Source organism: Dyadobacter sp. SG02 (genome assembly GCF_900109045.1).
GTDB lineage: Bacteria > Bacteroidota > Bacteroidia > Cytophagales > Spirosomataceae > Dyadobacter.
In genome coordinates, this window is the sequence record NZ_FNYL01000015.1 from 109597 (window position 1) to 130297 (window position 20701).

Annotated in this window: 11 protein-coding genes; 7 read left to right on the forward strand and 4 right to left on the reverse strand. The window is 53.7% G+C overall.

Translation table 11 applies throughout. The features are described from left to right. The 3 genes from BMW93_RS28595 to BMW93_RS28605 all read right to left on the reverse strand — a co-directional run bounded on the left by BMW93_RS28595 (position 1) and on the right by BMW93_RS28605 (position 7641). Positions 1-1698 carry a polysaccharide lyase family 1 protein gene (locus BMW93_RS28595; RefSeq protein WP_218147749.1) on the reverse strand — a complete coding sequence of 566 codons (1698 nt, stop codon included), beginning with the start codon at positions 1696-1698 and terminating at the stop codon, positions 1-3. 1052 nt (positions 1699-2750) lie between these two features. Further along, on the reverse strand, positions 2751-4499 hold the full coding sequence (locus tag BMW93_RS28600; RefSeq protein WP_090384599.1) for a RagB/SusD family nutrient uptake outer membrane protein: 1749 nt from the start codon (positions 4497-4499) through the stop codon (positions 2751-2753). A gap of 13 nt (positions 4500-4512) precedes the next feature. Further along, a complete protein-coding gene (locus BMW93_RS28605; RefSeq protein ID WP_090384602.1) occupies positions 4513-7641 on the reverse strand; it encodes a SusC/RagA family TonB-linked outer membrane protein in 3129 nt (1042 codons plus the stop codon). A gap of 463 nt (positions 7642-8104) precedes the next feature. Here BMW93_RS28605 and BMW93_RS28610 point away from each other — a divergent pair, with 463 nt between their 5' ends. Both BMW93_RS28610 and BMW93_RS28615 read left to right on the forward strand, forming a co-directional pair. Next, entirely contained in the window at positions 8105-8590 is a 486-nt protein-coding gene (locus BMW93_RS28610; RefSeq protein WP_090384817.1) for a hypothetical protein, read from the forward strand. A 115-nt stretch (positions 8591-8705) separates the two neighbouring features. Further along, the gene (locus BMW93_RS28615; protein WP_090384604.1) at positions 8706-9731 is read left to right on the forward strand and encodes an ankyrin repeat domain-containing protein; all 1026 of its coding nucleotides are present in this window, start codon (positions 8706-8708) and stop codon (positions 9729-9731) included. On the opposite strand, the gene BMW93_RS28620 is transcribed toward BMW93_RS28615, so the two are convergent. After that, positions 9697-9900, reverse strand: coding sequence for a hypothetical protein (locus BMW93_RS28620; RefSeq protein WP_090384607.1), 204 nt, complete (start codon positions 9898-9900; stop codon positions 9697-9699). The genes BMW93_RS28615 and BMW93_RS28620 overlap by 35 nt on opposite strands. A gap of 74 nt (positions 9901-9974) precedes the next feature. On the opposite strand from BMW93_RS28620, the gene BMW93_RS28625 reads away from it, so the two are divergent. The 5 genes from BMW93_RS28625 to BMW93_RS28645 all read left to right on the forward strand — a co-directional run bounded on the left by BMW93_RS28625 (position 9975) and on the right by BMW93_RS28645 (position 20679). Beyond that, positions 9975-11219: an ATP-binding protein gene (locus BMW93_RS28625; RefSeq protein ID WP_090384609.1), complete on the forward strand. Its 1245-nt coding sequence runs from the start codon at positions 9975-9977 to the stop codon at positions 11217-11219. A 15-nt stretch (positions 11220-11234) separates the two neighbouring features. Then, entirely contained in the window at positions 11235-12008 is a 774-nt protein-coding gene (gene xth, locus BMW93_RS28630) for an exodeoxyribonuclease III (RefSeq protein ID WP_090384612.1), read from the forward strand. An 11-nt stretch (positions 12009-12019) separates the two neighbouring features. Further along, the gene (locus BMW93_RS28635) at positions 12020-12268 is read left to right on the forward strand and encodes a hypothetical protein (protein WP_090384615.1); all 249 of its coding nucleotides are present in this window, start codon (positions 12020-12022) and stop codon (positions 12266-12268) included. 16 nt (positions 12269-12284) lie between these two features. Then, the gene (locus BMW93_RS28640) at positions 12285-13004 is read left to right on the forward strand and encodes a hypothetical protein (RefSeq protein ID WP_229240931.1); all 720 of its coding nucleotides are present in this window, start codon (positions 12285-12287) and stop codon (positions 13002-13004) included. Between the two features lie 592 nt (positions 13005-13596). Continuing rightward, complete coding sequence (locus tag BMW93_RS28645) at positions 13597-20679, forward strand: type I polyketide synthase (RefSeq protein WP_090384617.1); 7083 nt, start codon at positions 13597-13599, stop codon at positions 20677-20679. Positions 20680-20701: the final 22 nt, after the last annotated feature.

Here is a 20701-nt window from a genome sequence, read left to right on the forward strand (position 1 = left end):
CTATTTTTGGCCCGGCGCGCCTTTCAGCGAAGCCAGGGTATCATGGTTGTTTTTAGGGTTTTTCCAATCCATTTTCTTCTTCGGATCGATGCCGTTGATGAACTTCTCGATATTGGAATAACCATCCCCGCTCATGTCTTTCCGCGCATCCGACGGGTCTTTCGGGTTCAGGCCGTATTTGACCTCCCAGTCGTTCGGCATACCGTCATCGTCGGAATCGGGGTACGGGATTCCTTTGTATTCAGGGTAACCTCCTACCTGCGAAATGTCGGTGATAATGCCGTTTTTGTACGAATCGATCGGCAAGCGACGGTGCTCGAACTGCTTCTCCGGCAATTTTACATTATCCAGCGGATTGATCTTTCCTGTACGTACCTGCGTGGTCACGCGCGCATCCACGGGGTCGCGGCGCGGGAGCGTGGCGCCCGCATTCGCGATCACGTAATCGAACGATTCTTTTGCGCTCATGATCGGAAATGCCGGCATCGGAAGCGGTTCGTGCCATTTGATATTGTCGGTGTATTTGCCCGCATTCGCATGATCTTCCACCTGCACGCCGCCGTCCCAGTTGTTTTTGGTAACCTTGTCGTAGCCTTCCATGATATTTCCATTCACGTAAGCACGTCCGTAAACCTGGTATTTCAGCTTGCTGCGGCCCGCTTCCGGTTTCAGAATGCGGTAGCCAATCGGCGAATCCTTCGGTGTTTCGGGGCCCGGTTTGAAATAGTTGTTTACGATATTGTACATCGCCCGGTAATCGCCGCCGTCGATGGAACGGTGCACCCAATTGAACACCACATTGTTTACAAAATTGAATATCCCGAACCAGCCGATCGACGGGTTACGCCCCGCGTTGTTCGCCCAGAGATTACGCATGAACGTACAGTTCTCGCCGCCTAATGTGCTGCCGAATGCGTGGTTCCAGGTATCGAGCGTTTCGGAGAAAATCGAGTTCTGAATGGTAATGTTCACGGTCGGAAGCTTCTGCTCCTGCGCGCCGGTGCTGTCGTTGTACATATGCCGGTACATCGACATATTTTCGTCCAACCCCCAGCTCGCCGATACGTGGTCGATCATAATGTTTCCGATCGGGTTCCCACCAATGGAATCGTCGCGACGGCCCACGAAAGTTTCGCCCCGGCGGAAACGCATATGGCGGATCACGACATCGTGCGTGTTGATCCAAACACTCTCACCTGCCACGCAAACGCCGTCGCCCGGGGCAGTCTGGCCCGCAATCGTAACATAAGGCGCCCGGATAATGAGCGGTGTTTTCAGACGGATAATACCGGCCACATTGAACACGATAATGCGCGCCCCACCCTTCTCACAAGCATCGCGCAATGTTCCCGGACCGCTGTCCGCCAGGCTTTTGACCACATAAACCTGCCCGCCGCGGCCACCAAAACTGAATGCACCGCCACCTTCCGCGCCCGGAAACGCCGGAATATCGGACTGCGGCAAATCCACCGGCCGCGCCGCCCAGGGAATGTAGGGCTTGCCCTTCTTCGCCTCTGCTTCAATGACAGGCAGTGCCTTTTGCCAGGCGATTTCGGATTTGCGTTCAGCCTCAGCGAGGAGCGAATCGCTCGTTTTTTTGGCGGCGGCAGGGATTTTCGGGTACTGCGCGACGGCGGCTGTGCTTAAAAGCAGGCCTGCCAGGGCCAAATGAATGGAATGTTTAGGAATGGATGTCATATTATTAAATGCGTTGTTTTTTGCTGTACAAATGTTACGGTGCATTGCACCTACAAATCTTTTGGTGCGCTGCACCGTGGCATTGGTTGATGATCGTTTACAAATATTTCGGCGCCTACAAATCTTTTGGTGCGCGGTGCCATGGCATTGGTTGATGATCGTTCACAAATGTTGCGGTGCCTACAAATCTTTTGGTGCGCTGCACCTACAAATATTGCGGTGCGCTGCACCTTGGTATTGGTTGATGATCGTCTACAAATATTGCGGTGCCGACAAATCTTTTGGTGCGCTGCACCTTGGCATTGTTTGATGATCGTACACAAATGTTACGGTGCCTACAAATCTTTTGGTGCGCTGCACCTTGGCATTGGTTGATGATCGTTCACAAACGTTTCGGCGCCTACAAATCTTTTGGTGCTCTGCACCGTGGCATTGGTTGATGATCGTTCACAAATATTTCGGCGCCTACAAATCTTTTGGTTCGCTGCACCTACAAATCTTTCGGTGCTCTGCACCTTGGCATTGGTTGATGATCGTCTACAAATATTGCGGTGCCGACAAATCTTTTGGTGCGCTGCACCTTGGCATTGGTTGATGATCGTTCACAAATGTTGCGTTGCCGACAAATCTTTTGGTGCGCTGCACCTTGGCATTGATTGATGATCGTTCACAAATATTGCGGCACCTACAAATCTTTTGGTGCGCTGCACCTTGGCATTGATTTGATTACCATGTTCTTACAAATATTTCGCTACGCTGCGCCCTGCATTGGTTGATTATGTTATTCCCGCAAATATTACGATGCTGCACCATCACTGGGTAGGCGCAGAGCGCCGCAATATTTGTAGCAGGTGTAGAACACCCGGATAATTGTAGGTGCAGAGCACCGTAATATTTGTAGGCACCGTAATATTTGTAGACCACCGTAATATTTGTGAATCCGGGCGCCGTAATATTTGTGAACCCGGGCGCCGTGATTATTGTGAACCTGGGCGACGTGATGATTGCATGCGTACACATCGCCATAACGGTCGCCAAATTGGCATTTTAAATCATTTCAATGGATCAAACGTGCCGGACGGCCAACCGATATTTTGTTCGAGCCTTGGATTATTGGTCAATGCCTGCTGCGGGATCGCGAAGAAATAGTATTCCGGTTTCCAGCTCACAAGGTATTTGGTATCCAGCTTTTTAGGTACGATTTCCAGGTAATTTTTGTAAACAGAATCGAGGTTCATAACGTCGCGGCGTGTTGCGAAATCTTCGGGGGCCGATGCTTTCAGGTTGATCGTCACCCCGTTGCGGCTTTTGCCATTCAAGACGGTTTCAAATTTCTTCCAGCGGCGCAGGTCGTAAAAGCGCTTTCCTTCGAATGCCAGTTCCACTTGTCTTTCGCGTAAAATAGCTTCGAACATTTCCGCGCGGGTCATTTTGGGGTTCAATCCATAATAACCATCCGCACCCGGCTCGATACCCGCACGTTTGCGTAGCTCGGTCAGTTGGGTATAAGCTTCATCCAGCTTGTTCACGCCGCACGCCGCTTCCGCGAAATTGAGCATTACCTCGGCATAGCGCATTTCGATCCAGTCGGTACCGGCATTGGCAACGGCGCCTGGTGCGAGGTTCGGGTCGATGGCTTTGCGGCAATAGAAACCGGTGGAAGTAGCTTTCTGCTCCACGGTTTTATTGTTTACAAAATAGGTCCATAAACGGTAGTTGGGATTGCCATTAATGGCCCAGGTTGCTCCGTTGAATGCGATGGTCTGGTTGAAACGCGGGTCACGGTTTTTGTAGAAAAGCTGTGCATCGTAACCGGAGCCTTTTTCCTCGATATTCTTGCCGTTTTTCATCGGGAATGCCTGCGCGATTTCCCAGGTAGGCTGGTTGGAACCGCCGCCGGTACCGAGGTACGACGGGCGTGTACCATTGTCCCAGGTCATATTCTTGTTGATCTGATCGCCGACCTTGTTATTATAGCAGGTTACCCAAACAGCCTCGGGGTTATTTACCTCCTGGAACCACAAATCACTGAAACTGCTGTGGAGCTTGAAACCGTTGGCCGAAAGTATCTCAACTGCCTTTTTATTGGCGTTGTAAGCCGCCTGCCAGCGCTCGGTCATATCGGTTGGATTATGTTGCGGGCTCGCATAATGCAGGAGAATGCGGCCTTTGAAACCCGCCGCTGCACCGCTGGTAATGCGGCCCCAGTCGTTGGTATTGCCCCAGCGGGCCGGCAGATTGGCTATGCTGTAATCGAGGTCTTTCACGATAAGCGCAACGCTCTCTGAAGTGCTGCTGCGCGGAATGGCGGCCTCTTCCTTGGCCTCCTCGCCTACGCCTTCGAGCGGTTCGAGTACCATCGGCACGCCGCCGTAAAGCTGCACGAGGTCCCAATAGCGGAAAGCGCGGAAGAACGTCACCTGCGCCATCAGGCGTTTTTGCGCATCCTCACTCAAACTCCCGTTCGGCAGCTTGGCCAGGAACTGGTTGATCGACCGAAGCTTACCATAATTGTTGGTTGCATTCACCCCGATACCGAAATCCTGCACGGTATTCACCTGCACGGTACCTTCGAAAAACCGGCTTTCGCCGCCAATCTCGTCGGTACATTTCAGGAAATCGCCCGTGGGCCAGGTGGGCAGATTCTGGTCATACACATAATCCACATAGCCCTTTGCCAGAAGGGTATCGTTGAAAACCTGCTCCTCGTTGAAGGCCGAAAGGTCGGTTTTGTCGAGTATATTTTCGCAGCTGGTCAATGCAAGACCGATAAATGCTGCTATTATCCAATGCTTTTTCATCGCTATACCGATTTTAAAGTGTAAGGTTTAGTCCCAGTGACCACGTGCGCATTTGCGGGTACACGTTATAGGTGCCCGAGGCCGCCTTGTAGTCGTACGGGTTGAAGAAGGTGATCGGGTTCATACCCACACCAATGATTTTCGCGGAACTTATCCCCAGCCTCTTGGCCACATTCTGGCTTAACTGGTACGATACATTCAGGCTGCGCATGTTGAATGCGAATGCATTGCGGAACCAGAACGACGACACCACCGAGTAAGTCTCTTCCCAGTAAGGATCGGGATATTTTGCATTAGGGTTTTCCGGCGTGTAGTGGTCGGCCCAGAAAACGGGGCGGGAAATGTCCTTTGCCGCTTTCTTGCGCGCGTCGCCGTCCACAATACCCTGTCCGCCGAAAGAACCGGCCGTCACGACATCCACTTTAAATCCTTTAAACCCGAAACCGAACGACAAACCGAATGTGTAATGGTTGTTCTCCTTTCTGGTAAGATATTCCTGGTCGTCCTCTGTGATCTTGCCATCCGGCGCGGCGTAGGTGCCATCGGTCTGGCGCGGGCCGCGGATATCCTGGTAGTAAAGCATACCCGGCTTCGGCGCGTAACCCATAATCGTGTAATCGGGATTCTTTTCGAGGTAGCGGTCCACCTCTTCCTGCGAGCGGAACATGCCCAGGTAGCGGTAGCCCTGCAAGCCGCGGTCGCTCGACCGGCCCGTAGGGTCTTGCCAGCTGCCCAGGTTGGTTGCGGCCACGTCCACGAGGACGTTCCTGTTATCGCTCCAAGCCAGGAATGCGCCGATGTTGTAGTCGATATTCTTGCCGATGCGGTCGCTCCAACCGGTCGCAAATTCTAGACCAAACGAGTTTACGGTTTCATAGTTTTCCGCCGGCATGACCGAACCGATCGTGAGCGGTACGGACGAAGCGAGCGTCGTCAGCAAATTGTAACCGTGGTCGTGATACGCATCGATGGTGGTCGACAAGCGGTTGTTCAGGAATGCGGCATCGATACCGACATTCTTTTTGGTAACATCATCCCACCGGCCGAAATAGTTAGGCAGCTTTTCCAGTTTGATACCCACCGCGCGGTCGCTGTTGCCGCCGAACACGGCTCCATTCGAAGCCTGCGGCGTGTAGCGTTGCAACCATTGCCAGGCAGCAGTGCGGTCGCCGCCCAGAAAGCCTATCGACGCCCGTAGTTTCAAGTTATTGATGAAAGGTAATTTTTCACGAAAAAAGCGTTCTTCGGACATTACCCACCCGGCAGACAGCTGCGGAAATGTGCCCCAGCGGTATTCCGGTGCGAATTTCGTGGAAGCATCGCGGCGGAATGACACCTCGAACAGGTAGCGGTCGGCGAAGGAGTAGTTCAAACGGCCCACATAAGAAAGGATACCGCTCTCGTTGGCCGCATTCGGACCGATGTCTTTCGCGCCAAATGCCGACATCAGGTAATCGTTACCGCCTTCGAAAATGCCTTCCTTCATGGTAGCAATGCTTTCGGTATAAATCTCCGATTGCTCCACCAGTGCCAGCGCACTCACCGAATGCCGACCGAAATCACGGGCGTAGCTCAGGTTGAAGTTCAGCTGGTAACCGTCGGCGTAGCCTGGATTGAAACGCAGGCGGTCGCCGTTGTTGAGGCGGGTAGGCGCATTGGGCGTGCCGCCGAAAATATGTTTGTTTTCACCCAGCATCGAGAAGCCGTACACCTTATAGTAGGTACCGAACTGCTTGCCCCAGTCGTTGCCCAGGTTTTTGTTGTATACCGTGCGGAGTTTCAGGCCGGGGACAAACGGTACATTATACTCCAGATAAGCATTCACATTCAGCACCACATTACGGGCACGGGTGTAGTTGTTCAGCTTTTGCGCTTCGAAAAAATGAAAACCCGTGGTCCCCGAGCCGCCCGGCAGCAATACCGGCAGGCCATCCACGTAAGGCGGGATGAACTGCGGGGTATTGAGCAGGTTCGTCACGTCCTTTTCAGCGTTCTCTCCGCCTTGTTTGAGGTAAAACAACTTGTTGTCGGACAGGTTACCGCTCACGCCCAACCCTACTTTAATATGCTTGGTCACGTTCACATCCGTGCTCGCGCGGAAGTTCCATTTCTTGTAGCTGATGTTATCGACATTCCCGTTCTGCGCGAAATAGGTAGCGCCTGCAAAAAAGGTCGCCCGCTCCGTACCGCCGCTGATATTCACCGCGTGGCGGGTGTTCAGCGAAGGCTTCCAGGCCATGTCGAACCAGTTATTATTGTTGTTTTTGAAATATTCAAGCTCGTCGGCCGAGTAATATTCCGGATCGTTCGGCGCGAGTCCCCGGCTGCGGTTGAAATCGTTCAAGTAAGTTGCCAGCTGGACGCCGTTCATCATTTTCGATTTATACGAAGCATCCGAAACGCCCACGGTAGTCGTGTAACTAACGGTAGGCTTGCCCGCTTTCCCGCGTTTGGTACGCACCACCACTACCCCTAATGCGGCACGTGCGCCGTAAACGGCTGCCGCGCCGTCTTTCAGGATCGACAGGTTTTCGATTTCGGAAGCATCCAGCAGTTGGAAATCCGCTTCCGAACGGATGACGTCGTCGATAATGTACAGCGGCGAATTACTGCCGCCGTCTTTGGAAGCTTTCGTAGGGTTACGGATCACAATAGACGCAGGCGTACCCGGCCGTGCCGTACCACCCGAAATATTCACACCCGGCAGCTTGCCCACCAATGCGGAAGAAATATCCCCCACAGGCAACTCGTCCACATCCTTTATTTTGACCGTAGCGACGGCCCCGGTGAGGTGCGAGCGTTTTTGTTCGCCATAACCTACCACCACTACATCTTCGAGTGCTTTCACATCCGGTTCGAGCACCACCGTGAGCGAGCCCCGGTTAGCGATGTCGATCGTCTGTTTCACAAACCCGACGTAGCTGATGATCACGTTAGCACCTTTTTCGGGCACATTCAATGTAAACTTTCCCTCGGCGTCGGTAGCCGTTCCCGAACTGGTACCCGAAATCAGGATCGAAACCCCTGGCATCGGCTCCCTAGAAACGCCATCGATCACAACCCCTTTCAGTACGCGGTTCTGCGCCTGAGCAGCCAAAGCCGCCAGCAGCAGGGTGAAGATGAGTAGAAGTGGTTTTCTCATGTAATTGAGTCATTTAGAATATAACTATTTCAAGACAGTCGCCGGTTTTCATTGATAAAGTCCAATTGAAACCACGATCAAGTCTATTTAAGCCCATCATTTCAGCCAAGCATTTTGCCAGATTTATTTCTGCACACGATACCGGGAACGTTTGCAATGGGTAGTACAAGTTCTACCCCAAGGTATGTTAGTGTAAAAACGACACATTTTCGATTATTTACTTTTGGCTAAAAATTAAAAAACAATCGAAGTATATATTGCACTATTCAAATACGCGACCCGATAGCTTAATGCCGGCAATCACAAACGTTTGAAATAACCATAAATTAATTTACGGTTACAAAAACCTTATCAAGAATCGGTATAAATCCAAATTTCTATCCCCTGGACACAAAAAGCGGAGAAGCCATTGAATCCGTCCCGGAAGCTGTGTATGTTTGAAGGTGCGCTACTTAGAAGGGACATGGTGAAGCAAAAAGCATATCGGAAACACATACAACTTACTGATTTTCAAATCAAAAGACTATACGAACTCAGCGAGTTCGACGGGGTCGACCCGGCGGAGCATGCGATGCGTGCCATCGACGCCTATCTCAAAAGCAAGAAAACGGACGTGCCCCTGAAAGGTCAGGCACAGATACGTACAAAAGTAAAAGATCAAAGCAACGATCCGCAGATCGAAGGTGCCGTGTGGCTTTCGGGAACTGTGAACCAATATGAGTTTTCGGCATTGATCCTGAAAACCCCGGCTAAAACAGCCATGGAAAAGGGCCGCATTTCGAAACTGTCGATCTGGGACCCTGCGGTACGGAAAGCGACGAACAACTTTATCGGGGCATGCATCGTCAACTACGACCGCGGCTGGGACATCCGCCCGAGCCGCCGTGCGGAAATCTACTACCATCCCGTAAAAGCGTTGCTCGACGAATTCATCGCCAGGCATCAGTAATGCCGGCCGGAGCTCCGTAATCGCGGGACAGGCAACCGGGCGGCCGGCCTTACCATTAAATAAGAAGCTGATTTACAAATCGCTGCGAGTGACCGCGTGTACCTAATTTCGCGGCATGAAAACAATTATACTCGCGAGCTGGTGCCTTCTGGGCCTCTACACTGCCATCCTCCTCGGACTACTGCTGTTCTCCCGGTCGGGCTCATCCGACGACCGCATGGCCGCAGGCTTCCTGATAATGCTTTTTGTACCGCTCTTCATTCTGGCAGGCATTAACCTGCTTCCCTACAAATTCACGCACATATTCGTGTTCGTCATGTGCGTTGCACCGGTGGTAACAGGTGTGATCATGCTCATAGCGTCCCCCATCGTCAGTAAAGTGCAGAAAACAATGTGGGCAAAGGACGATGCTGCATATGCAAATGGTTCTTACTTTTTCAAAGACGCAGACTTGCAAAAACTTTCGGCGGACATCGGGGCGCTCGATGCGGAAAAGCTGCGTGCCGATCTGGCGCAGCACGTTCCCGATCTCAACAAGACCGGCCATGAGCAAACCACGTTATTCGATTTTGCCGTCATGCAGGGCCTGAAAGCCGAGCCCGCGAAGCTCATCGAAATATTTGAAATACTCATTCAAAACGGCGCGAAGATCGACAACGGTGATCCTGCGCATACGCCTACGCATTTCCGCTCGCTCGAATATTCCCCTGTGCTCCTGAAATGGTTCCTCGACCACGGCGCCGCGCCCGGGGCATTGCAGGCCGGTACCCGTTACCCCCTCCTGTACATGGCTGTATGCGGTGAAAATTCGGAGCCTGCCAGGCCTGGGAAAATGGAAAGGGTACGTATGCTGCTCGAACGCGGCGCCGACCCCAATGCCAAGGTCCCCGCGCAGGACGGTGTCACCAGCGGAACGTCAATCCTGGCGCAGGCTGCCGACTACGAGCTGTGGGAGATCTGCGAACTGCTTCTGGACCACGGCGCCGACCTGCATTACGCCACGGCGGGCGGCTGGACCGTTACCGACGAGGTGAAACAAGGCCTGCAACAGTATGCGCTGCTCGGTCAGGCAACGCCCGAGGAGCTTGTCAGGCTCGCCAAACGCTTCAATTTGCCCGTAGCGTCAGATACGCCGCAATAAATACAATAATTGCCGCAATGGGGCCCAAAACAAAAGCGCGCGTCATACTGGCCTCCATCGACTTGTCATGGGAGTTGGAAGATAATTTTGTAATCAGATAATAACCGCCCACAGCCGCTATCAGATATGCCGCCACGGCAATAAGCAGGGAAAGAAAGAACACTTTCATGAGAAGTAAGTTTAGGTTATCCGGGACCCGGCACCTAAATTTACTAATCTACCCGCTATTCCCACCTTGAAAAAATGGTACGACCTGACGACTTTTTATTGGCCGATGTTGAGAGGGTAAATCAGATACCTATTGTAAGAACTGTGTTGGAGGTGATCTGTCGTTCAACGGGTATGGGGTTTGCAGCCGTAGCCCGCGTGACGGAAGACCGCTGGATCGCGTGCAGTGTGCAGGACGACATCGGCTTCGGGCTGAAGCCCGGCGGGGAGCTGGAAATCGGGACGACGATCTGCAACGAAATCCGCGACAGCGGACAAGCCGTGGTGATCGACCATGTGGATGAAAACGAATTTTACGCCGGGCATCCCACGCCCAGGATGTATGGTTTCAAAAGCTACATTTCGCTGCCAATCAGATTAAAAAGCGGCGAATTTTTCGGCACGCTCTGCGCCATCGATCCCAGGCCCAACCAGTTGCAGAACCCGCGTGTGATCGGGATGTTCCACCTCTTTGCCGAGCTGCTCGCCTTCCACCTCGACAGCATTTCGCTTATGGAACGCACGCGCACAGCCATGCACGACCTGGCGGCTCAACTGCTGGTTTCCAACGACGAAAACAGGCAGTACCGCCATATTTCGAGCCACAATTTGCAGGAACCGCTCCGAAAGCTCCGCGTTTTCAGCGATATGCTCGTGAACGCTACGGACCGCTACGAAACCGAAAAGGCCAAAGAGCTGGCTGTGAAAATCCGTAGCAGCGCCCAGCAATTTTCGATGATGATCAAGGATTTGTCCGATTTCTCCGGACTGAGTAACGGTAGCGCATTTGCCCATGTGCACCTGGACCACGTCGTGGCCGACGTTACTACACAGCTCATGTCGCAGATCGAACGGCGGAGCATTATCGTGGAAACCGACCGCCTGCCATCGGTAACGGCCGTGCCGGAGCAAATGGAGCAGCTTTTTTTCCAGCTGCTCGACAATGCGGTTAAGTTCGCCGGCCACGAGAACCCGCCGCGCATCCGGATATCGAGCCGCGAACTCGCGCTCCACGAAATAGACGACCTGCTGCCCGAACCGCTGCAAATGGCCTATGCCGAGATCAGGGTCGAGGACAACGGCATTGGAATAGACGACTCCCAATTGGAAAAAGTATTCGATATCTTCGCCCGCCTCCCGACCGGCTCTTTCAAGCAGGGAGAGGGCGTGGGGCTCGCCTATTGCCGAAAAATCGTACGGAACCATAAGGGTATTATCAAAGCGGAGGCCAACCACGGGAAGGGCACGACATTTGTGGTCATCCTGCCATTGTCCTATTAAAACAGTCAGATAGACATGAGAATAGCTACTTATAACGTCAATGGGGTAAACGGCCGGTTGCCGGTGCTGTTGCGCTGGCTGGAAGAAACCGCCCCGGACATTGTTTGTTTACAGGAATTGAAGGCTCCCGAGGAGAAATTCCCGGAACAGGCCATTCTGGACGCCGGGTACAAGGCCATCTGGCACGGTCAAAAAAGCTGGAACGGCGTAGCGATCCTTTCGCGCGGCGAACTTCCCCGCGAAATCCGCCGCATCCTGCCCGGCGACCCGGAAGACGCCCATAGCCGCTACATCGAAGCCGAGATTAACGGATTAACCATCGGCGGCCTGTACCTTCCCAACGGCAACCCCGCTCCGGGCCCTAAATTTGACTACAAGCTCCGCTGGTTCGACCGCCTGATTGCCCATGCAGAAGGGCTGCTGGCAACGGAAAAACCCGTGCTGCTTACCGGCGATTTCAATGTAATGCCTACCGAGCTCGACGTTTACAAGCCGGAAAGCTGGGTCGACGACGCGCTTTTCCGTCCCGAAACCCGTGCAGCATTCGCCCAACTGGTTGCCCAGGGCTGGACCGACGCCATCCGGACCTTGTATCCCGACGAGACGATCTACACCTTCTGGGATTACTTCCGCAACGCATTCGCCCGCAATGCCGGCCTCCGCATCGACCATTTCCTCCTCAGCCCGCAACTCGCGCCCAGGCTCGCCGCAGCGGGCGTGGACAGGCAGGTACGCGGGTGGGAGAAAACCAGCGACCATGCGCCTGTCTGGATCGAATTAAAAGACTGAATATTTAGCCTATGAAAACACTCATTTACGGATGCATGCTTATCGACGCCGCAACGGCGCTGTTCCTCTTTTTCACGCTGTTCAGTAGCGGGCAGGATTCCGCCGGAAAGGGTATGGTATTTCTCCCGATCCTGGCACTTATCGCCTGCGCTGCCGGGGCCTATTTCCTCCTGGGCGCCGGGCATCCGGGCTGGGCGCTCACAGTAAGCGGGTTTCCAGTGATCATTATCGCTTATCTGGCATTCATTAGTTTTACCTAACCCTCGAAACGCCATCGTGAAAGCCCTGACAATCCGAACCCTCCTGATCATGCTGGCCGCTTGGCCCTGTTTGGTGCTCGCACAGGACCGGAAAATATTCAAAATCAAAGCGGGCGAATACCCCGACAAGGTCATTCCCTATGCCGACCGCTACCAGTTCGCACAGTTCACAACCGGCAAGGCCGAGTTTTTCGACGGGCGTTCTTCCCAGGCGCGTTTCAATTACAATTTCATCGGCGGCCATGTCCTTTTTGTCGATCTGAAACTGGATACCCTGGAACTCATCGATAAGGCGATCTTGAAAAGCATTACGGTCGGCGATAAACAGTACCGCTTCGACAAGCGTTTCGGGTACTGCGAGGTGGTAAGCAACTATGGTCGCGCCAGCCTGGGCAAGCGCGAAGTACTGGCCCGGATCGGCACTGAGAAAGGCGGGCCGTACGGCATTTCCTACACCGCCTCGTCCGTCACGACCTACCGCTCCTATTCAAGCGACCAGGCTGCGACGACAAAAAAGCTCAATGCGAATGCGGAAGGTGTATTTTCCTACCGGACAGCCTATTACCTGATCGACAACAACAACCGCTTCTACATGCCTACCGCCGGAAGCGTAAAAAAACTCTACCCGGCTTATAAAAAGCAGATCGAACTTTACCTGAAGGAAAATCCGGTCGACTTTGGCAAAGTGCAGGACCTGGCGCGGCTGCTTGCCTATTGCGATGTGTTAACAAATTAGTTTTGCGCAAACGACGCCTACCCCACTTTCTCCTGGTTGGACGACCGCCTGAATTTTTGCTCCGACCGCGATGGTAATTTCGATATTTACAAGGTAAAACTCCCAGGCAAGGAATCGGAGAGGATTTCGATTGAAAGCATTGTGGCCTCGCACAATCCTTCCCAAGTTGTCGAATTTCAACTACGGGCTGATGATCTTCTCCTCCGACCGTCCGGGTGGAAAAGGCGGGTACGATCTCTACATGACCGGCCTCAAAAAGTATTGGTAAACCGGGCCGTAGCCACAAACCGACTTCATTAAAAGCCGTCACCGCTGCCTGTTGCCAGCGGGACGGCTTTTGGCTTTTATCTCGTTGTCAATCAGCGTAGTCAAAATGTTGAAATTATTTCACAAATAAATACCACACCTGTGTCTATTTCTTGTAGTAAGATTTCAATTTGACATTAGAAGTAATTTCTCGTATTATAATTTACGTATATTTCGCCATGAACCGGACGATATCAGTTAAAACCATCCGTAATTCTCCTGACCCCGCCAGCCAACATCCTCAAACTGAGCTGTTTTATAGAGACTTACTAAAAAGAACTACGTTATGAAAAACCTGGAAATGATCGGTATCGGCCCGATGGAGCGACCGGATGTGAGCCTGGCATTAGCGCTCTCGGAAGCCGGAGCTTTCCCAGTGATCCACCTCGGACAAGATCAACAAATCGCTACGAACGCGCTGGGAAAAATGGTCGCCAAAAGTAGAAAGCCCTTTGGCGTATGCTTCTCCGAAAACACTCCGCGTACGATCCCTTTACCTGAACAAGTTACCTTAGCAATCCTACCATATGGCCTGACTTTTCCTAAACCTGTAACTTCTGTTCAAACCATCATGCAGGTTCGCAGCGTAGCCGAAGCCAAACAGGCGAAAGCAGCGGGTGCGGTGGGCGTCATCGCCAAAGGCAACGAAGGCACCGGCCTCGTGAGCAACGATTCTTCCTTCATTCTGTTTCAACGTATAATGAGGGAGGTTAGCGACATTCCGGTTTGGGTACAAGGCGGGATCGGCGTCCATAATGCTGCGGCGGTCACGGCCCTTGGCGGTCGCGGCGTGGTGCTCGACAGCCAGCTGCTTCCTTTCCCCGAATGCTCGGCGCCGACTTCGCTCAAAAGCATCAGCGAAAAGCTGAACGGAAACGAAACCCGCGTAATCGACGGCTTCCGCGTACTCGTACGACCTAACTCGCCCGCATTACCCGCACAACCCGTACGTGAGGACCTGCGCCCGTTCCTGCACACACTCGATCTCGACCAGGGTTACATTCCCCTGGGACAGGACATTGCCATCGGTACTGACCTTTTCAAACAATATAAAAAGCTTCCGCGGCTCGTATTTGCCTTCAAGGAGGCCATGTACGGCCATTTGCGGCAGGCCAAACACCTTAACCCGCTGGCGGCACACAACGCGCTGGCAAATACGCTCGGCACACACTACCCTATCGCACAAGGCCCTATGACGCGCGTCAGCGACGTTCCTGCATTTGCCGCGGCCGTCGCCGATGCGGGCGCATTGCCTTTTGTGGCGTTATCCCTTTTGAAAGGCGAAAAAGCGCGTAACCTCATCCGGGAAACCCGTGAACTCGTGGGCGACAAGCCCTGGGGCGTGGGTATCCTCGGCTTTGCGGACGCCGAGTTGCGCGAAGAGCAACTTTCCTACATCATGGAAGAAAAGCCGCCGGTCGTACTCATCGCAGGCGGTCGCCCGTCGCAGGCGAAACCGCTGGAAAAGCTGGGTATCAAGACATTCCTGCACGTTCCGTCGGCGCCATTGCTCGATATGTTCCTGAAAGAAGGGGCCAGAAGGTTCATTTTCGAAGGAAGAGAATGCGGTGGCCACGTAGGCCCGCTTTCGAGTTTCGTGCTTTGGGAAAAACAGATCAACCGGCTTTTGCAGGAAGAGCAGACCGAGCAGCTCGAAGTATTTTTTGCAGGAGGAATCCACGACGCATTTTCGGCGGCGATGATCTCCGTCATGGCGGCACCACTGGCCGCACGGGGCGTGAAAGTCGGGGTACTGATGGGAACCGCTTACCTGTACACGCAGGAAGCAGTAGCTACCGGTGCCATTTTGCCGCAGTTCCAGGCCCAGGCATTGGAACATACCGAAACCGTGCTGCTCGAAACCGCTCCCGGCCATGAAACGCGCTGCCTGGAATCGCCTTTCGCGGCTGATTTCAATGCGGAGAAAGCGAAAATGGAAGAGGCTGGTCTGGATAAAAAGGAGATTTGGGCAGAGCTTGAAAAGCTCAATGTCGGCCGGCTCCGCATTGCTGCCAAAGGAATCGAGCGACAAGCCGATAACCTGGTGGAAATCGGCGAGGAAGAGCAAATGAGCCGCGGCATGTACATGATCGGACAGGCGGCCGCTATGCTTGATAAAATCATGACTATGAACGAGTTGCACGAAGACGTCGCAACCGGCAACTATGCATATATCGGCCAGGCAAACCTGCCGAAAGCACCGAGAAGAAAGAAGAAAGCATTGAATGTGGCGATCGTCGGGATGGCTTGCATTTACCCCGGCGCACGCAATATCGAAGAGTTTTGGGGCAATATCCTGGCTGGCAAAGACTGGGTGACGGAAGTCCCCGACGAACGCTGGAACAAGGAATTGTACTACGACCCGACCGTTTCCGACGGCAGCAAGTCGCATTCGAAATGGGGTGGTTTTATTCCAAAAATCGATTTCGACCCCGTTGAATTCGGCATTCCGCCGCAATCGCTGGCGGCTATCGACCCTACTCAGCTGCTGAGCTTGCTGGTGGCAAAGCAGGCACTCGAAAATGCCGGGTACGGAGCGGATAACAATCGCGAGAACGTATCGGTGATCATCGGTGCCGAAGGCGGCAACGACCTCGCCAATAACTATGGTTTCCGCTCGCTTTTCACCCAGTTTTTTGGAGAAATACCCAAAGAACTGGACGACGCGTTACCGAAACTGACCGAAGATTCCTTCCCCGGCGTGCTGGCGAACGTGATTTCCGGCCGCATTACCAACCGCCTGAACCTCGGCGGACGTAACTATACCGTCGATGCGGCCTGTGCGTCGTCGCTGGCGGCCATTGATCTGGCCTGCCAGGAGCTCATATTGGGACGTTCCGAAATGGTGCTCGCCGGCGGCGCCGACCTGCACAACGGCATTAACGATTACCTCATGTTTTCCAGCACCCATGCACTCTCGCGCAAGGGGCGCTGCGCCACATTCGACTCCGAAGCCGATGGGATCGCATTGGGCGAAGGGGTAGCGATGATGGTGCTGAAACGCGAGGAAGACGCATTGCGCGATGGCGACACGATTTACGCGGTCATCAAAGGCGTAGGGGGTTCGAGCGACGGCAAGAGCCTGGGCCTCACCGCCCCGCGCAAATCGGGCCAGGTGAAGGCGTTGGAACGCGCTTACGACCAGGCGGGCATTTCGCCGGCCGAACTGGGCCTCGTGGAAGCACACGGGACCGGAACGGTAGTGGGCGACAAAACCGAGCTCAGCGCATTGACCGAAATGATGCTGGCCTCCGGTGCATTGACCAGCCAGACGCATTTAGGCTCGGTTAAAACACAAATAGGTCATACCAAATGCGCCGCGGGCCTTGCGGGCCTCATGAAGGCTGCATTGGCGGTGTACCACGGTATCAAACCGCCGACCATCAATCTGAAAACGCCAAACACTTACTATAATCCGGAGACAAGTCCGTTTGCATTCCAGACCAAACCTGCGCTATGGACCGATAACCGCCGCGTGGCGGGTATCAGCGCATTTGGTTTTGGAGGGACTAACTTCCATGCGGTGATCGAAAGCGCTTCCACAAAAAATCCGGGTAAATCGGTGAAGGCGTGGCCTGCCGAATTGCTGATTTTCAGAGGGGAAACGCTTGCGGAAGCGCAAAAACTTTTGAAGACTGCACATGATATTCTCGAAAATGAATCGGTTTCGTTGCGGGATGTGGCTAATAGTTTGAATTTGTATAGCGAGAAGGCGGTGCAGGTTTGCATTGTGGCTGAGAATCATGCGGATGCGCGTGCGAAGCTGAATTTGGTGCTGTCGCAGGCGAATCAGAGCTTGGCACCAGCCGGTTCCGGGGCGAAAGGGATTTACTTTACAAATGCAATTTCCGGCAAAGTAGCATTCATGTTCCCTGGCCAGGGCAGCCAGCGCGTGGATATGGCGCGCGATCTGTTTGTCGCTTTCCCGGCAATGCGGAAGCTATTGAAGAAACATCCTTCATATCAACAAATTATCTTCCCGGATGCCGTTTTCAATGATCAATCGGCGAAGATTCAGAAGGAGAAAATCAAGGATACCCGAGTCGCCCAGCCATTATTGGGCGTAGTTGACCTTGCGATTGCCGAATTGCTGAAAGATTTTGGCATACAACCTGATATGGTAGCAGGCCATAGTTACGGCGAACTGCCTGCGCTGTGTTTTGCAGGTGTTTTTGAGGCTAACCAGCTCGTTCCGCTGAGCGAAAAACGTGCAAAATCGATCCTCGACGCGATTGGCGACGACAATGGCGCCATGGTGGCCGTGAACTGCCCGGAAGACGAGCTGACCCGCATTGTGTCGGAGATCAACCATATTTACCCGGTAAACCACAATTCTCCCCGCCAGTGGGTGCTCGCAGGTACTACGCCCGCGATCGCGGAACTGACGGCGAAACTGACCGAACTGAAAATTTCCTTCCGCCAGCTGGAAGTTGCCTGTGCATTCCACAGCCCGTTGCTGGCAGGTTCGAGAGACCTTTATGCGGCCGTGCTTCGCGATGTCGGGTTCAGCGAACCTGCATTGACTGTGTGGTCGAATACCACCGCGGCTCCCTACCCCGTGTCGCCCGAAGCGATCAAGGAACGCCTGGCCGATCACCTCGTGCGGCCGGTCCGTTTCTCGGAAGAAGTGGCACAAATGTATGAGGACGGTGCCCGCATCTTTGTGGAAGTTGGACCGGGCAAAGTGCTCACGGGCCTTACCAAATCGATCTTAGGAAAAGAAGAAATCTGCCTCCACACCGAAGACAAAGACCAGCCGGGCATTGTGCAGCTCCTGCACACCCTGGCTGGCTATGTCGCCACAGGCAGAAATATTGATTTTAACAAACTGTTCGAAGACCGCGACGCCCGCGTGCTGGACCTCGACAAGCCGGAAAAGTACCGCAAGAGCCTCACTACCTGGCTCGTCGACGGCCAGATGGCACTCCCGCTGAACGGCAAACTGCCGGACCACGGCGCATTGCCGGTAACCGAGCCGCTGAAACTGGCCGCATTCCAGCAGCCTGCTACGGCACCGGCAGCAGTTGGTGGTACCGAAGCCGAACGTGTCGTTCACGAGTACCTGAACAGTGTAAAATACCTCATCCAGGCGCAGCGCGACGTGGTACTGGGTTACCTGGGCCAGTCGGTGCCGCCTTCGCGGAACATTGAAATTCACGAACCTGCATTGAATGGGCTGGCCGGTAATGCGCCCGCCCCGATGCCGATCGTCATCGAGAAAGCCGTCGCCGCACAGGCAGTAGCACCGGTAGCAACCCAGCCGGCCGCCGCGAAACCGGTTATCGATGTAAAAGCATTGGTCATGCAGGTGATCAGTGATAAAACGGGTTACCCGCAGGAAATGCTCGGCATGGATATGGACCTCGAAGCCGACCTGAGCATCGATTCCATCAAACGCATGGAGATCATCGGCGAATTACGCAAGCAGCTGGGCGGATTCGAAGCAGGCCAGCAAAGTGAAGAGGCGGTGATCGAACAGCTGGCAGCCATTAAGACCTTGAATCTGCTCATTAACTGGATTACCGGGCATCAGCAGCAGGCGGCTCCGGTAGCTGCCGCGCAGACTTCGGCCGACGTACCATTGAGCAAACTCTCGATCACCCAGGACGGTGTGATCGAAGAATGGTCGGAAAGCCGCATCAAATCGGTGTTGCTGGAAGCGGTGAGTGCCAAGACGGGCTACCCGCAGGAAATGCTGGGCATGGATATGGACCTCGAAGCCGACCTGAGCATCGACTCCATCAAGCGCATGGAGATCATCGGCGAGCTGAAAAACAATATCGACGGCCTGATCCGGATCTACCAGGAACGCGGCGAGGAACTGGTTGAAAAACTGGCGTCTATCAAAACCCTGAACGGGCTGATCGACTGGTTATCGGAAGCGTTGGGTAGTGCGCAGGATTCTATTCAGAAAGCGGAAAGCCTGCATGTAGCACCGGCTCCAAAGGCAGTATTGAACGAAAAATTATCCCGCCTTCGGTTCGAGCTGACGCCATCGGCGATCCCGGCATTGAACCCGGCGGTTTTGAAAGGCAAACGGTTCGCGGTAACCGACGATGCCGGTGATGTGGCAACATCCGTGAAAGCACTTTTCGAGCGAAATGGCGCGGAGGTGAGCATTATATCCCCCGATGATTCCCTGCAAGGTTTCGACGGCCTCATTATCCTCAACATTTTTACGTCCCGCCTGAAACCGACCATCATCGAATCATTTTCGCTGATCAAAAAGCTGGATTTCAGCAAAGTGAAATGGATTTACACCGTTTCGGACACGCAAAGCGCGCTCGAAAAGGACACCGACGTGAAGCTGCTGCGTCACTTCCAGGGTTACGCGGGCCTTTTGAAAAGCCTTGATAAGGAATACGACGAAACCAAATGCCGGCTTGTGAGCTTTACCTCGCAACTTTCAGCGGATCAAATCGCTGAGATTACCTTCAAGGAAATCCTGCATACCGACGAGCCTTGCGAGGTGATTTACGAGGGCGATAAACGGCAGATCATGGAAATGATCCGCTCGGAAATCCAGACCGGTGCCGATCCGGACATTCACCTGGACAAAAAATCGGTGATACTCGCGCTCGGCGGCGCACAAGGCATTACCGCGGAACTGATCGTGCGGTTTTCGAAAGATTACCCCTGTAACTACGTGCTCGTAGGCCGCTCCGCCGACCCGCGCACACGCGCCGACCAGTCGTTGGCCGGATTGACGAACAAGGAAGAAATCCGTAAACGGCTCATCGCTTCCGGCGAGTTCAAATCGCCGGCCGAGATCGAGAAGAGAACGGAAGAAGTTCATAAAGCGAACCAGATCCTGGCGACCATTTCGGCCCTCGAATCCAATGGTTCGACGGTAACTTACCACTCGCTGGATTTGCGCGACGAGAAGGCGCTGATCGCGATGGTGGAAGGTTTATACGACCAATATGGCCGAATCGACGGCGTAATTCACGGTGCGGGCTTGCTGGAAGACAAGCTGTTCCACCAGAAAACGCCGGAGTCGTTCGAGCGGGTAATGTCCACCAAAGTAACGCCGTTGCGCGTGCTCGCCGAACACTTGAAGGATGATGTACAATTTGTGACCCTGTTTTCGAGCGTAGCGTCGGTATACGGCAGCCGCGGGCAAACCGATTACGCAGCCGCCAACAGCGTGCTCGACAAATATGCCTGGGAATTGCGCAAGAAGATCAAAGGCAAGGTAACGGCCATCAACTGGGGCCCGTGGAAGGGTACCGGCATGGTATCGCCTTCGCTCGAAAGGGAATACGAACGCCGTGGCATCCCGCTGATCCCGCTGGGAGACGGCATGGAGACATTTGTCAATGAACTGAAATACGGTACCGAAAGCCAGGTACTGATCATGGCCGAATAGGGAGCGCGACGCATTGAACAAC